The organism is Nonomuraea sp. NPDC050383, from assembly GCF_044459125.1.
GTDB lineage: Bacteria > Actinomycetota > Actinomycetes > Streptosporangiales > Streptosporangiaceae > Nonomuraea.
This window is the reverse complement of record NZ_JBITIP010000010.1, coordinates 290,126-304,586: the sequence shown is the minus strand read 5'-3', so window position 1 is coordinate 304,586 and position 14,461 is coordinate 290,126. Positions and strand designations below refer to the sequence as shown.

At 69.3% G+C, this 14,461-nt stretch carries 14 protein-coding genes and 1 pseudogene; 7 read left to right on the top strand and 8 right to left on the bottom strand.

Annotated features, from left to right (window positions below):
• Nucleotides 1-11 precede the first annotated feature (11 nt).
• Nucleotides 12-1,139 carry a HupE/UreJ family protein gene (locus tag ACIBG4_RS25715; protein ID WP_397203972.1) on the top strand — a complete coding sequence of 376 codons (1,128 nt, stop codon included), beginning with the start codon at nucleotides 12-14 and terminating at the stop codon, nucleotides 1,137-1,139.
• Between the two features lie 90 nt (nucleotides 1,140-1,229).
• Nucleotides 1,230-3,080: a serine hydrolase gene (locus ACIBG4_RS25710; RefSeq protein ID WP_397203971.1), complete on the top strand. Its 1,851-nt coding sequence runs from the start codon at nucleotides 1,230-1,232 to the stop codon at nucleotides 3,078-3,080.
• A 19-nt stretch (nucleotides 3,081-3,099) separates the two neighbouring features.
• Here ACIBG4_RS25710 and ACIBG4_RS25705 read toward each other — a convergent pair whose 3' ends face one another.
• Entirely contained in the window at nucleotides 3,100-3,864 is a 765-nt protein-coding gene (locus ACIBG4_RS25705; RefSeq protein WP_397203970.1) for an SDR family oxidoreductase, read from the bottom strand.
• Nucleotides 3,865-4,007: 143 nt separating this feature from the next.
• Between ACIBG4_RS25705 and ACIBG4_RS25700 the strand changes: the two genes are divergently transcribed.
• Entirely contained in the window at nucleotides 4,008-4,880 is an 873-nt protein-coding gene (locus ACIBG4_RS25700; RefSeq protein ID WP_397204002.1) for a helix-turn-helix domain-containing protein, read from the top strand.
• Between the two features lie 570 nt (nucleotides 4,881-5,450).
• Here ACIBG4_RS25700 and ACIBG4_RS25695 read toward each other — a convergent pair.
• The 3 genes from ACIBG4_RS25695 to ACIBG4_RS25685 form a co-directional block, all read right to left on the bottom strand.
• Entirely contained in the window at nucleotides 5,451-5,813 is a 363-nt protein-coding gene (locus ACIBG4_RS25695; protein WP_397203969.1) for a nuclear transport factor 2 family protein, read from the bottom strand.
• Between the two features lie 219 nt (nucleotides 5,814-6,032).
• Nucleotides 6,033-7,007 (bottom strand): IS5 family transposase, encoded by a 975-nt coding sequence (locus ACIBG4_RS25690; RefSeq protein WP_397203968.1) that lies wholly within the window; start codon nucleotides 7,005-7,007, stop codon nucleotides 6,033-6,035.
• A gap of 210 nt (nucleotides 7,008-7,217) precedes the next feature.
• Nucleotides 7,218-8,012 (bottom strand): nucleotidyltransferase domain-containing protein, encoded by a 795-nt coding sequence (locus tag ACIBG4_RS25685; RefSeq protein ID WP_397203967.1) that lies wholly within the window; start codon nucleotides 8,010-8,012, stop codon nucleotides 7,218-7,220.
• Between the two features lie 493 nt (nucleotides 8,013-8,505).
• On the opposite strand from ACIBG4_RS25685, the gene ACIBG4_RS25680 reads away from it, so the two are divergent.
• Both ACIBG4_RS25680 and ACIBG4_RS25675 read left to right on the top strand, forming a co-directional pair.
• Nucleotides 8,506-8,859, top strand: coding sequence for a VOC family protein (locus tag ACIBG4_RS25680; protein WP_397203966.1), 354 nt, complete (start codon nucleotides 8,506-8,508; stop codon nucleotides 8,857-8,859).
• Between the two features lie 205 nt (nucleotides 8,860-9,064).
• A pseudogene (locus ACIBG4_RS25675) lies at nucleotides 9,065-9,941 on the top strand (IS5 family transposase).
• Nucleotides 9,942-9,947: 6 nt separating this feature from the next.
• Here the strand turns inward: ACIBG4_RS25675 and ACIBG4_RS25670 are convergent.
• Nucleotides 9,948-10,265, bottom strand: a complete 318-nt coding sequence (locus tag ACIBG4_RS25670) for a YciI family protein (RefSeq protein ID WP_397203965.1) — start codon at nucleotides 10,263-10,265, stop codon at nucleotides 9,948-9,950.
• A 43-nt stretch (nucleotides 10,266-10,308) separates the two neighbouring features.
• Nucleotides 10,309-10,590, bottom strand: coding sequence for a tyrosine-type recombinase/integrase (locus tag ACIBG4_RS25665; RefSeq protein WP_397203964.1), 282 nt, complete (start codon nucleotides 10,588-10,590; stop codon nucleotides 10,309-10,311).
• Nucleotides 10,591-10,940: 350 nt separating this feature from the next.
• Between ACIBG4_RS25665 and ACIBG4_RS25660 the strand changes: the two genes are divergently transcribed.
• Entirely contained in the window at nucleotides 10,941-12,098 is a 1,158-nt protein-coding gene (locus ACIBG4_RS25660; RefSeq protein WP_397203963.1) for a WD40 repeat domain-containing protein, read from the top strand.
• 17 nt (nucleotides 12,099-12,115) lie between these two features.
• On the opposite strand, the gene sigJ is transcribed toward ACIBG4_RS25660, so the two are convergent.
• Complete coding sequence (sigJ, locus tag ACIBG4_RS25655) at nucleotides 12,116-13,054, bottom strand: RNA polymerase sigma factor SigJ (RefSeq protein WP_397203962.1); 939 nt, start codon at nucleotides 13,052-13,054, stop codon at nucleotides 12,116-12,118.
• Between the two features lie 175 nt (nucleotides 13,055-13,229).
• Here sigJ and ACIBG4_RS25650 point away from each other — a divergent pair, with 175 nt between their 5' ends.
• Nucleotides 13,230-13,766, top strand: a complete 537-nt coding sequence (locus ACIBG4_RS25650; protein ID WP_397203961.1) for a YceI family protein — start codon at nucleotides 13,230-13,232, stop codon at nucleotides 13,764-13,766.
• Nucleotides 13,767-13,955: 189 nt separating this feature from the next.
• Here ACIBG4_RS25650 and ACIBG4_RS25645 read toward each other — a convergent pair whose 3' ends face one another.
• Entirely contained in the window at nucleotides 13,956-14,429 is a 474-nt protein-coding gene (locus tag ACIBG4_RS25645; protein WP_355441610.1) for a hypothetical protein, read from the bottom strand.
• Between the last annotated feature and the right edge of the window lie 32 nt (nucleotides 14,430-14,461).

Genomic DNA, 14,461 nt, shown 5'->3' with positions numbered 1-14,461 from the left:
AGAGACACCACATGCCTCGCAGGAGCTGGCTGTCCGCCATCGTCCTCGCCGTCATCCTCGGCGGCGCGCCGGCCGACCTGGCGCACGCCGCTCCCGCGGCGGCGCACGACGCCACCACGACCGCCCACGCCGAGGTGACCGGCACGGGCCGGAACGTCAGGGTCGTGCTCGACCTCGAGTACGACCTGCTGATGAAGTCGGCCTGGCTCTACGCGGAGGCCTACGAGGCGAAGGAGCGGACGGAGCAGCTCCGCCAGCTCAAGGTCAACCGTGACGCCGTGATCGGCTACGTCACGGGCCGCTTCGCCGTGGCGTACGACGACAAGCCGTGCGTGCCCACGATGGCGGGCGACGCGGACGTGCGCGTCCGCGGCAAGGCGGCCTTCGCGGTGCTGACCCTCGCCTACGCCTGCGGCGGCGAGGGATCCCACGCCATCTCCAGCGCGCTGTTCCCCGACGCCGAGAGCTTCGTCCACAGCACGGAGACGATCGTCCGCTACGACCTCGACGGCGAGAAGGGCTCCGCGGTCCTGGTCGCCGGCAGCCCGACCCTGCTGATCGGCGAGCGCCGGGCATCGACCCAGGTCGGTGAGTTCGCCCTGCTCGGCGCCGAGCACCTGCTGTTCGGCCTCGACCACATCCTCTTCCTGCTGTCCCTGCTCATCGGCGCGCGCCGCCTGCGCGACATCGTCCTCACCGCCACGGCCTTCACGGCCGCCCACAGCATCACGTTCCTGCTGGCGGCGATGGGCATCGTGGACGTGCCCGCGGCGATCGTCGAGCCGGTCATCGCGGTGTCGATCACCGTCGTGGCGCTCGCCAACCTCCTGGGCCGCCAGGAGGACCGGCTGGGCCGCTGGCGCCTGCCGATCGTCTTCGCCTTCGGCCTGGTCCACGGGCTGGGCTTCGCGGGCGCGCTGGACATCGACCGGAGCGGGTCGTGGGAGCTGCTCCTGTCGCTCCTGAGCTTCAACCTCGGCATCGAGGTGACGCAGCTCGCGATCATCGCCGCGCTGTTCCCGCTGCTGGTGCTGCTGCGCCGGACGTCCGCCGCCCGCTGGGCGGTGGCCGCGCTGTCGGTCCCGATCGTGGCGGTCAGCCTGTACTGGTTCTTCGACCGCATCCCGCTGCCGCTCTGAATCCCGCTGCCGCTCTGACGCGTCGCCGCGAGCCCCTCGGCGATCTGCCATGATGCATCCGCACCTGGTGATCATCGAGGAGTTTCGCCCATGGACCGGAGACGTTTTCTCACCCTGACCGGCACCGCCGCGGTAGGCGCCGGGCTGGCCGCCGTGGACCCCGGCTCGGCGGCGCAGGCCGCCGGCTACCCGTACGCCGACAGCGGCGTCCCCGCCGAGGCGCACACGAAGACGGGCGAGCTGGCGCCGTACGGCATCACGGCGTTCGCGTTCACGCCGTCCAACGGCTGGGTCGTCGTCACCCAGGACGGCCGCTACTTCGCCCGCGGCATCCCGGACGCCTGCTTCGCCGAGCTCGGCCGGATGATCGGCAACGGCACGAAGATCCACTGCGTGGCGTTCCCGCCCGAGGGCGGCGACAGGTGGGTGATCACCGGCGACAAGGGGATGTCCGCCCGAGGGCTCCCCGACGAGTGCCACCAGCGCCTCACCGCCTGCTACGACGCCGGGCTCCAGGTCGTCGACGTCGCCTTCCCGCCCGCGGGCGGCAACCGCTGGGTGGTGGCCGACACCAAGGGCCACTACGCCCGGGGCATCGACGACGAGTGCTACCAGATGATGCGCAACCTGACGCAGGGCGGCCGCCGCGTGACCCGTGTCGCCTTCCCCAAGGCGGGCGGGTGGGTGGTCGTCGCGCAGGACGAGTTCCACGCGCGCGGCATCGACGACGCCTGCTTCCAGGAGCTGAACGACCTCGCCGGGAACGGCTGGCAGCCGCACAACCTGGCCTTCTCCCCCACCGGCGGCTGGTCGGTGAGCTCGCGCGGCAAGGTGCCGGCGCTGCCCGCGGACCGGGTCCGCCAGGTCGAGAACGCGGTGGGCGGCGCGACCGTCTGGCAGCGGATGAGCGCGTGGAAGACGCCCGGAGTGGCGGTCGCGGTGGTGGTCGGCAACAAGATCGCCTGGTCCACCGGGTACGGCTGGCTGGAGGCGGGCAGCGGCGCCGCCGCCCATCCCGAGACCGCCTTCCAGGCCGCCTCGATCAGCAAGGCCGTGGCCTCCGTCGGCGTCCTGCGGCTCATGCAGACGCGCAAGCTGCCCCTGACCAACGACATCCGCCCCTACCTGGGGTGGACCCTGCCGCGCCGCTCGTGCGTCCCGGCGACCGGGGTGCCGACGATCGACCGCGTACTGACGCATCGGGCCGGTGTCATCGGGCGCGGCTCCACCTCCCCGGCGGGGGCGTGCTCCGGCTTCGACGCCGGCGGTGGCGGGTTCGCCGGCTACGGCCCCGGCGCGACCGTCCCGTCACTGCTCCAGGTCATGAACGGCGAGGGCAACTCGCCGGGGATCGAGCTCACCACCGCCCCCGGGGCCGGGTTCCACTACTCCGGCGCGGGATTCGTGCTGCTCCAGCGGATGGTGGAGCAGCAGAGCGGCCTGCCGCTGGCGCAGTACATGGACAAGGAGGTGTTCGCGCCGCTCGGCATGAAGACCAGCTCGTACGCGCTGTCGCCCGCATTCGAGCTGGCCGCCGGGCACACCGCCGCCGGCGCGGTGATCCCCGGCAGGCGCAACCGCTACCCGGAGTCGGCCGCCGCCGGCCTCTACACGAACGTGCTCGACCTGTGCCGTCTCGTGTCCTACCTCAACCGGGCGTGGACCGCCTCCGGCGACATCGCGGGCCCGCTCAGCAGGGCCTCCGTGCGCACGCTGCTCAGCGCGGGCCCCGAGCCCACCATGGGCAGGGGGTTCTTCATCGCCGGCGCCGGCACGAAGAGCTTCTCCTACACCCATGACGGCTCCAACTACGGCTTCAAGTCCGTGGTCAAGGGCTATCCGGAGCTCGGCGCCGGCTACGCCGTCCTGGCCAACGGCAACAACATGACCCTGGTCAACGAGATCGCCTCGGCCATCAGATCGGTCTACGGCTGGGCCTGACCGGCGGCGCGTTCTCGCTTCACGGCTGCTTGGCCGGCATCACGATGATCTCGGGAAGGTTGACGTGGCGTGGCCGGCCGACGGTGAAGGCGATGACCTGCGCCACGTCCTCGGGGGTGAGCGGGTCGATCCGCGTCTTCATGTCCTCGGCCCAGGCGGTCCCCAGCTCGGAGCCGGACAGCAGCTCGGTGACGACCATCCCCGGCTGGACGTCGGTGACCCGCACGTTCCGCGGCGCGAGCTCCAGCCTGAGGTGCCTGGACAGATGCGTGACGGCCGCCTTCGTGGCCCCGTACACGGCGGTGCCGAACTCCACCCGGCTCGCCGCGACGGACGAGACGTTGACGAGGTCGGCGGCGCCTCCGGCGGCCGCGGCTTCGAGCAGGTCCGGCAGCAGGGCCCGGGAGAGGCGGAGCAGTCCGGTGAGGTTCAGCTCGATCTGGCGCTCCCCCTCGTCCACCGGACCGTCCGCCAGCGTGCCGGGCGACAGGATTCCCGCCGCGTTCACCACCAGGTCCACGCCGCCCAACTCCCGGGCCGCCAGCCGGGCGCCGGACTCGATCGCGCCCGGCTCGGTCCCGGCCAGGTCCAGGGCGATCGGCACGGCCCGGCCGCCCGCGTCCTCGATCTCCTTGCGCAGGGCGTCGAGCCGGTCGCGGCGGCGGGCGACCAGGGCGACCCGCGCGCCCTGCGCCGCCAGCAGCGTGGCGGTGGCGGCTCCGATGCCGGACGAGGCCCCGGTCACGACCGCGCGCCGACCGGCGAGGGGGGACAGAACAGTCATCGCTTGCTCCCAAGTGCTCGACATCTCCTGTGTTCACCACGATGCTCCGGCCTGCCGTACGGGGACAGCCAGGACCCTGGTGAGGGTGGTACTGGCAGGGTCAGGGGAACACAGGTGAGATGTCCGATACTGGGGGCGTGGACATGGACCGAGAACTGGGCGAGTTCCTCCGCTCGCGCCGGGCACGCGTGCGGCCCGAGGACGCCGGGCTCCCCACCTACGGGGAGCGCCGCAGGGTCGCGGGCCTCCGCCGCGAGGAGGTGGCCCTGCTCGCCGGGGTGAGCGTGCCGTACTACGTGCGCCTGGAGCAGGGGCGTGCCACCAACGTCTCCGACGAGGTCCTCGGCGCGATCGCCCGGGCGTTGCGGCTGGACGAGGCCGAGCAGGCCCACCTGCGCAACGTGGGCCGCCCCGTGCGCCGGTCCCGTACGGTGCGAAGGCCGTCGCAGCGCGTGCGGCCCACGATCCAGCGGCTGCTCGACGCGCACGGGTGTCCCGCGTTCCTCATCGGCCGCCGCAGCGAGCTGCTCGCCTGCAACCGGCTGGCCGCCCTTGTGCTGTTCGGCGGCTCCGATACGGCGCAAGAGGATATCAACTGCGCGCGCCTGGTGTTCCTCGACGACGCCGTGCGGGCCCTCTACCTCAACTGGGAGGACAAGGCCCGCGAGACCGTGGCCTTCCTGCGGCTCGACGCCGGCCGCCATCCCGACGACCAGGAGCTCGCCACGCTGATCGGCGAGTTGTCGATGCGGAGCTCCGACTTCCGCCGCCTGTGGGCGGAGCACGACGTCAGGGAACGCTCGAACGGCACGGTCCACCTGGATCACCCGCTCGCCGGCGAGCTGCTCCTCGACTACGAGAGCCTGCGGGTCGGCGACGATCCCGACCAGGTGCTGGTGACCTACCTGGCCGAGCCGGATTCGCCCAGCGACGCAGCGCTCCGTTTCCTGGCCAGCTGGCACGGCGAGCACCCGACATCACCGCAGAGCCCGGTGACGAGATCGACCGGGACCTGAGGGGCCCGCCACTCGGGTCCGCGCGACCAGCCCCGGGCGGGCGGTGTGGTACTGGATGGCGACCTTGCCCCGGCCGGTGCGGCAGGGTTAGCCGGCCGGGGCGGCGCAGGGAGACATCGGGCAGTCGCGGGACTCCACCCGCTGGAAGTCGTCGAGCACCGCCCAACCGTTTCATAGGTGGTCACTTATGAAACGGTTGGGCGGCCCCGGGACACGCGCTCCGCGAGCGTGATTACAGAAAGCTACTTTGGGGCTGGTCGCGTGGACCCGAGTGGAGGGCCTGGAAGGCCCGGAGTTCACGCGAACTGAAGGTTCTTCAGCGGGAACTCACGTGGGTTCGGCATCTCAAGGCCCGTTTGCCTCGTGGGTTCAGCGCATTGAACGTCGCTAAGAGGGTGTCTCTGATCCCACTGGCTTTGATCCTTTCGTGCATGGGCCGGAGCTGGGATACCAAGATCCAGTCCTTGATCTTGCCGGGATAGCCTGGCTTCCAGCTCGGCCCCCCGGGGGCGGTCGAACCTCGCCGGCTACCATCCGGCTGGCCGGTCGTCGGACAACGTGCCGGCTATGTCAATCGGTCGTGCCGGCGTGCACGGCGATGATTCGCCAGCCGTGCGTCTCGCTGTATAGCCAAGTACGGGTGTAGCGCATCCTGGCCGCGAACGGCGCACCGGAGACGGTCCCTTCGACGGTGCCGAGAAACCACGTCACCCCGGTGCGCCCATCGGCGAGCACGGTCAACTCCTCCTCGGCCACCCTCGTCACCACCTGCGTCCGAGTGCGGTGCAGCTCCAGGTCGTCCGCCTTGGTCGCAACGTTCGCACCGAAGGTAAAGATCAGCCGATCATCCAGCAGCCGATCCAGCGCCTCGACATCTCCAGCAAGCTGCGCGGCCTGGAGTCGGCGCTCGGCGTCCCGCAAGTCCTCCATCATGAGGTCCACCCTCCCAGCCAGCGCCGTATCCGCGCCAGGACGTTCACGCTCGGCTGATCTTTGCGGTCCGATCCAGGAACTCCGATCGTCGGTGAATGGGTGTCGGGTTCAGAAGGCTTTCCGACAGGCCGTTGAAGTGGTGCGCGGCGGCCCGGAACATCAGACCGTCGCGAGTTCGCGTCTTCTGTGATTCGCGACGGTCGAGGATTGAAGACACCTCTAAGAGCCTGCTGACAAAGGCTTAAGCGCTCGTGGGCATGGGTCCGTAGAGGGCTGGTCCGATCTTGTTGATGTAGCCCTGGTGGGACCTTGGGACAGTTGGACGCGGAAGCTGTTGATGTTCTCGATTCCGAGGATGGTGGCCAGCTCGGCCCCTTTCCAGGCTCGCCAGGGCTGAGCGGCCAGGAGTTCCAGGACCTTGCCACGCCGGTCGGGACTGGACAGCTCTGGCAGCGGGGGCGGGTCGCTCCAGCGGCCATGGGGTGGTTGACCTGCCAGTTCTCGGGTCAGGCGGCGGGTCATCCGGTGTACGTCGGCCCACCAGATCATGGCTTCGTGGTGCTCGGGCTTGCGTTCGTAGTTCCGCGCCAGCCGGCGATAACGAGTCAGCCAGGCGAATGTTCGTTCCGCCACCCACCTACGCGGCAACACGACGAAACCGCGCAGGTCATCAGAGCGCTTGACGATCGTGACGGTCAGGTGGAGCGCGTCGCGCGCCCAGGTGAGCAGGCGTCCGGCGTAGCCGCCGTCCGCCCATACCAGCGCGATGGTGGAGAACTTCTCCCGCAGCCGGGCCAGCAACGGGTATGCGCCGTCACGGTCCTGGACCGACGCGGCGGTGACGATCACGCACAGGAGCAGTCCCAGCATGTCGACCGCGATATGCCGCTTCTGTCCCTTCAGCTTCTTGCCCGCGTCATAACCGCAGACCGCGGCCCCGACGGTCTCGGCTGCCCTGATCGTCTGGGAGTCGATGCACCCGGCCGTCGGCAGTTCGCCGCGTCCGGCCATGATGCGCAGACGGCCGCGTAACCGCCCGACGAGCCGTTCGGGCAGACCACGCCCGGACCACCGCAGGAAGAACGCGTACACCGCCTCGTGCGGGGGGAAGTCGACCGGCAGGGCCCGCCACTCGATCCCGTACCGGGCCACATAGCCGATCGCGTCCAGCACCGCCCGCAGGTCATGCACCATCGGCCTGCCCGTGGCCGCGACCAGTGTAGACAGACAACCACGGGCTCCTGGTCGCCGAGTTGCGTAGACAACACCTCAGCTACCAGGAGCCCGCTCCTGTCCGCAGGCGCATCAGGATGCGCCTGCGGACAGGAGCGGCGTCAGCCTCGGCGCCTCCAAACGTCTCCTGCGGGGCGGCGTCTGTCAGACGGTGCGTGATGGGATGGCTGGTCAGCTCACCTGATCGATGACGTCGTGGAGGTACTGCACGGCGAGCTTTTCGGCGTGGCGACGGGGTTCGATCACCGCTGCGGAGTCGTCGAGCCACTGCCGGTAGAGCTCGACGCAGGCGAGCAGAGCCCGACCGGCGTCGAGCCGGTCGTAACCGCAGAGGGTTGCCTGAAGGGCGCGCGCCTCATCCGGTGCGATGGATTCGAGGTGGCGGACACCCCGCGGTGACGCACCCATCCGCCGAGCGGCCAGAGGACTCAGCACGGCCTCGCGCAGGTAGCTGAGGAAGCCGATGACCTCGAACAGCTCACCGCGGCCAAGTTTCGTCGCGCCGTAGTGCACCCAGACCCAGAATCGGTCCTCGATCCACTGGAGGTCGAGCGACGGGTCCGTCGGCGGATGCTCCGCCAGAGAGGCGGCCAGGTTGCCGTCTCGGTCCCACAGGATGTCCGGGTCCTCAACTCGCTCGGCGAAGTCGGAGGCCCGCACGAACTTGAAGTCGACATGGAGGAGGGGCGGCCCGACGAGCGTGATGATCAGGCGGGGTTCGCCGACGTGCTCCCCGGTGAACCCCGCCACCAGGGCGGCCCACGAGCCGATCAGCTCAAGACGCTCCTCCATAACCCGGTCGAACGCCTCGTCGTCGATGACCACGATGAGATCGACATCGGAGAAGATATCGGGGTGTCCTCTGGCGATCGACCCCGCGATGGCAACACCGGCCACTCTCGGATCTTGCTGAATCCGAGGAAGCGCGTCGCTGAGGAACCGGTTGTGCAGGGAGAGAGCGTCCATAGCGTGCCTTTCGATACGAACAAAGTCTTCGAACGTACCATGCCGTCCGATCGGCCCGGATTCGTGAGAAGAGCGCGGCGCAGAGGCGGCCGTGCCTGCGCACCTGGGAGGAGTGCCAGCCGACCCTCTGGGGATCTCTGTCGGACTCCAACACCAAATCCCTTTGCCAGCAGGCTCTAAGAGTGTCAGCGGAGAGCGGCTTCGAGCGCGTCCGGCAGAGCAGTGTTGGTGATGACCAGTTCGAGCCGAGATAACGGGAATTCCGGCCATGGGGGGATCTTGAGCGCTCTGACCGGATGCAACGAGGGGGTTCGAGCTCCGCCGTACGACTCGGGGCCAGCCGTACTTCCGAGATTCCGCACTCCAGGACTCCGAAGCTCACCCAGTCCACTTCCGAGATCACGAACATGATCGACCGTTGGCCGCTTCTGCTCTTATCTCGGGCTCGCCCCCCTCCGGGGCCGGGCCGCCGATCCTGTCTATGCTCAAGCCCATGGCACTGGACTGGGAACAGATCATCGTCGACTCCGCCGACCCTGTCGCTCTCGGGCGCTGGTGGGCCGAGGCTCTCGGCTGGGTTGTGGTCGACGAATCTGAGGAGATCATCGAGATCCGGCCCGAGCCGGACCGGATGCCGGGGCTGCTCTTCGTGCCTGTCGCCGAGGGCAAGACGTCGAAGAACCGGCTCCACCCCGACTTCCGCCCCGACGACCAGGAGGCCGAGGTCGCCCGGCTGCTCTCCCTCGGTGCCCGGCGCGTCGACACCGTGCAGGACGATCAGCGCTGGGTGACCCTCCTCGACCCGGAGGGCAACGAGTTCTGCGTCCTGGGTGAGCGGAAGAGCTGAGCGGAGGCCGGCAGTTATTCGGGGCCCCGACGTCCCACGCAGCAACGCGCACACCTCTCCTGCAGAGTTCACGATGACGTGACCGAAAGTGACCGACTACAAGGTCCGGTCCGGGTTAAAAGACAGGCACTCAGCCGGTCGGCGGCTCGTTGCTGCCCGGCTAGGGTCTGTTTCAGAAGTGGATCACAGGGTGATCGACTTTGGGATTGATCTTTGGGTGGGGCGTGGGGATTTGACTGCCGCTCAGTGGGCGGTCCTGGAGCCGTTGCTGCCGATCGGCAAGAAGCCGGGCAGGCCGCCGAAATGGACGAAACGGCAGCTCATCGATGGCATCCGGTGGCGGACGCGGACGGGTGCGCCGTGGCGGGACGTGCCAGCCCGGTATGGCGAGTGGGAGCCCGTGTACGGGCTGTTTCGGCGGTGGCAGCGGGACGGCACGTGGGCTCGGTCTTGAAGGAGCTGCAGGCCAGAGCCGACGCCAAGGGGCTGATCACCTGGGATGTGAGCGTGGACTCCACGATCACCCCCGCGCACCAGCACGCCGCTGGTGCGCGGAAAAGGGGGATCTGCAGGTCGAGACGCCCGGCGGCATCGATATCGAGCCTGCCGACCATGGCCTGGGCCGCTCTCGAGGTGGGCGGACCACCAAGCTGCATCTGGCCGTCGAGCAGGGGCAGAAGCTGTTGTCGCCGATCATCACTGCTGGTCAACGCGGGGATTCGTCTCAGTTCCAGCTCGTGCTGGAGCGGATCAGTGTGCCCCGGCTGGGGCCGGGGCGCCCGCGCAAGCGTCCGGACAGGGTCCGTGCCGACAAGGCGTACGGCTCGCGCGCCAACCTGCGCAGGCGCGGCATCGCGTGCACGATCCCGGAGAAGACAGATCAGATCCGTCACCGTAAGAAGCGGGGCAGCCGAGGAGGTCGGCCGCCCACGTTCGGCAAGATCGACTACCGGGAGCGTCACGCCGTGGAATGTGGCATCAACCGACACAAACGCCACCGGGCCGTTGCGACCAGGTACGAAAAGCTGGCCGTCCGCTATGAAGCCACCATCACCATCGCCGCCATCAACGAGTGGCTGTAGCCACCGTCAGCCGCGCACCCGAGACTGCTCCACCTCCAGCACCGCAGCCAATGTTGGGTGCACCCGCCCCACATCGATCGTCGTGACCGTGTACTTGGCGACGCCAGCCACATCAAACGGATCCTCGGCAGCTATCCGCTCGGCAACCACACGGTCAATGCCGTATGCCACGATGGCCCCACCCAGAGCCGAGGGCACCGTCTGCCCCGACAGCAAGAACATGCCATCGCGGTGATGACGTTCCAGGAACTCGACATGAGCAGCGACGAATGGCTCTGCCTCCCGCTCCGACGCCGTGTACTGCAGAAACAACAGGTGGAGCATCCCGTCCCTCAGATCTCCTCAGGCGATCGGCAAATCATCGCACTCATTGATCCATTTTTGCAGCTGGCCAGGCCTCTTCGACGTGCGTGCGATGGACGTGGATGTACTTCATCGTGGTGGCCACCCACGCGTGGCCGAGGGTCTCCTGGATGGCGATCAAGTCCATGCCGGCGAAGTAGAGCCGGCTGGCGCAAAAGTGCCGCAGAACGTGCGGTGTCGGCTTCTCTTTCCAGTCCGGCAGGTGCTGGGCGGCGCTGCCGTCGGCGTTCTTGATCGACCACAACGGTCGGCCGAGCCATGCCCGGACCTGATCGATGTGGATCACCTCAGAGCTGATCGTGGCGTCTGACAGGCCGGCAGCCGCGCGCGAGCACGATCCCGGCCGGCACGTCGGTCGCGACCTCAACCAGCTCTTCAGGGCCGACTGGGGCACGCGCCTCACGGAGGTCTCGCACGCCGGACAGGCTCGACTCGCGCCTCCTCGTCTTCATCGGCGATGTCAGACGATCGAGGAGAACGATGGACCTTCAGAATCTCTGAAGTCTCGTCAGCTTCGGAAACCCCCGGAACCCAGGCAGAAGGCGCAGGTCCAGGGACTCGTCAGGCCACAGGGACCTGCATGGAACCCAAGACTTATCTCTTAGTCAAGAAGGCCGCTCGTGCGATGATCGCTGCATGTCCTCCCGTGCGTCCGCCACGCTGGCGGGCTTGGCCCTGGCCGCCCTGGTCGCCGGGTGCGCCGATCCGGCCGCCGACCGGGTGTCGCTCGTCGACGCGCCTCAGCCGCCGGCATCCCCGCCGCAGCCGTCGTCCACGGTGCTCCTGCCGCGGCCCTCGCCCATGATGTCCTCGGGCCCCGTACGGCACCCGTTCCCGATGGCGACCTCCCTGGCTGACCCCATGGCGACCGGAACACCCCTGCCGGCGACGGGCCGGCCGCGCTTCTTCGTCTCCGCGCGAACTCCGCTCGTCCACTTTCCCGAGAAATCCAAGACCGGCGTCTTCACGCCGGTGCCGCCCGCCGTGCACAACGCCGAGACCGGGGCGTTCGTCGCGAACATCTCGCTGCCCCCCGGCATCGCCAGCTCCTGGCACCTCGTGGCCGCCGCCCGGGACAACCGCACGTTCGCCATCGCCGGCTGGACAGGACCGAAGACGGACATCCGGTTCTTCCTGGTGCGTCTCGGCGACGACGGGCGCCCCGAGAAGCCGGTGGCTGTCACGCAGACCGACCCCGACGACCTCCCGCTGGTCTACGACCTCGCCCTCAGCGCCGACGGCACCCGGCTGGCCTACGCCACGCCGCTCATCGGAGGTGGCGCCAAGATCTCCGTGCTCGACGTCGCCACCGGCCGGCGCCGAGACTGGAAGACGTTGACACACTCCATGGTGACGGGCCTGTCCTGGGCCCCGGACGGCCGCTCGCTCGCCTACGTGCTGGGTGCCCGGGCCATCGCCCTGCTCGACCTCGCCCGCCTGGGCACCGGCCCGGACAGCGCGGCGTCCCGGATCGTCAAGAGCTCCATGGACGCCAGGCCGATCGAGTCGGTGGTCCACACCCCCGACGGCGGCGCGCTGATCTACGCCTCGGGACACACCGTTGAACGCGTCCCCGTGGCCGGCGGGCCGGCGCAGGTCCTGGCCCGCCCGGGACTGCCCCGCGACGCCTCGCTGAGCCTGCGCTTCAGCGTCGACGGGACCGGCGAGCACCTCCTGTACGTGCACGGGTGGCGCGCCTACCGGGTCGGGCTCGCCGACGGCGCGGCCGGCTCGATGCCGATCACCGTCGGCGAGCGTCCAGGTGAGGGCAACTCACCGCGCGCAGCGTGGTGACCACCTGCCGGCGTGCGTCAACCGGTCGTCCAGGGCCGGAGCTTGTCGGGGTTGCGTACCGCCCAGAGGTGCGTGATCCGGTCCTCCGCGACGTCGAACGCCATCACCAGCACGGTGACGCCGTCCTGCTGGGCCACCAGGCCGGGCCGGCCGTTGACGGTGCGCTCCAGGATCGTCAGGTAGGGCGCCCTGGCGGCGATGTCGACCAGGTAGCGCGCGATCTGCTCGCCGCCCTCGACAGGGAGCAGCATGGCGTCGACCAGGCCGCCGCCGTCGGCGATCGCGGTGGCGTCCGGGGCCAGCAGGCCGATGAGGGCGTCGATGTCCTTGGCCTCCCACGCCAGCTTGAAGTCCCGGACCAGGCCGGCCTGACGCGCGGGCGGGATCGCGGGAGTCTGCGACGCGCGGATGCGGCGCCGGGCCGAGGAGGCCAGCTGGCGGCAGGCCGCCGGGCTGCGGCCGACGATGTCGGCCACCTCGGCGAAGGTGTAGCGGAAGACGTCGTGCAGGACGAACGCGACGCGCTCGGCCGGGGTCATCGCTTCGAGCACGACGAGGAAGGCCATGCTGACCGACTCGTCCAGGGTGACCCGGTCGGCCGGGTCGGCCATGGTGCCGCCCGGACGGCCGCTGATCCACTCCGTACGGTCGGGCAGCGGCTCGGGGATCCATTCGCCCACGTATTTCTCCCGCCTGGCCCGTGCCGAGCCGAGCAGGTCGAGGCAGATGCGACCGGCGACCGTCGTCAGCCAGGCGCCGGGTGACTCGATGGCCTCCCGCTGCTGCGGGGACATGGCGTACCAGCGCGCGTAGGTCTCCTGCACGACGTCCTCGGCGTCGGCCAGGGAGCCGAGCAGCCGGTAGGCGACATTGATCAGCTGACGCCGCTCGCTCATGATCGCGCTCAGGCTCGGGTCGAACCGGTCATCGCCCGGCCCGGATGCGGTGGTGCTCATGGTGTCGCCGACTTCCCCTTTGTCGCGGCTGCTCTCACCAGATCGACGGAACAGCGCCCCGGAATGTGAGGCCGGCGGCTCGCCTGACATTCCGAGGGGCTGCCTCGTCGTACTGCCAGTGGAGCACAGACGACAAGGACCCCTTCCCAGCAGGAGTGACCGAGCAATGTCAACCATGACCAAGCTCAGCGAGCTGACCGGCGACTACGTGTTCGACACCGCCCGCACGCGGATCGGGTTCGTCGCCCGGCACGCGATGGCGACCAGGGTGCGCGGGCGGTTCGACGCGTTCGAGGGCAGCGCGTACCTGGACGGCGACGACCCGTCGAAGTCCGGCGCACGCCTCACCATCGAGGCGAAAAGCATCCAGACCCGCAACCGGCAGCGCGACGACCAGCTGCGCGGCACATTCCTGGACATCGACCACCATCCGGCCATCACCTTCACCTCCTCCCAGGTGGAGCAGGTCGACGAGACCCGCTTCGAGGTCACCGGTGACCTGGCCGTTCGCGGCGTGACCAGAGCGGTCACCGTGGACCTCGAGCTGACCGGCGCGGGGAACGACCCGCGGGGCGGCCTCCGGGTCGGCTTCAAGGGCAGTGTCACGATCGACCGCAACGACTGGGGCGTGAACTGGAACGCCGCGACCAGGATCATGGTCAGCCCGAAGGTGACGCTGGAGTTCGAGGTCTCCGCGGTCCGCCGGCCCTGACAGGCTCATCACGACGGCTCATGTGTCGCCGGCGTTCCCGGACGGGGTCAGGTGCCGGAACCGGTACGTGGCGCCGCTGACGAGCCGGTCCGATGCTCGGGTTGCGGTGGAAGGCCTCGCGGGGGTTGGGCCGGCTCCGCGACCATGCCCCGGCCGTGCACGCCGCGCGGGCCGGCCGGGGGCGGCAGGTCAGCAGTGGCCGACGTACGGCTTGGTGAACACCTGGTAGACGTGGTTGTCGCCGGGCAGGTCGCTGATCTCGCCCCAGGCGGCGATGCACCGGCCGACGCCGTTGACGCGGGCGGGGCCGGCGTAGTACTCGAAGTTGCCGGAGTTGGAGTCGTCGTCGATGGTGTGGCAGTAGGTCGAGCCCTTGTCGGACAGTCGGCACGAGGAGATCGCGGCGACCATCCACTTGCGCTTGCCCCAGGTGGCTCCGGACGACTGCATCTCGGCGCAGTTGTTGGTGCCGTCCCAGTAGACGTTGAGCCAGCCGATCGTCGTTCCGGAGACGTTCTTCAGGGGTTGCGACTCGATGCGCGTCCCGCCGCAGGCCACGCCCGCCGACGCCGGGGCGCTCCACGCCACGAGCGATCCGGCCAGCACACCGGCGCCCAGGGCGACCGCGGCGACCTTCCGCAGCGCTTTCCGCAAGGCATGCATCGGCAAACTCCTCTTCATGATCAGCTGTTGAG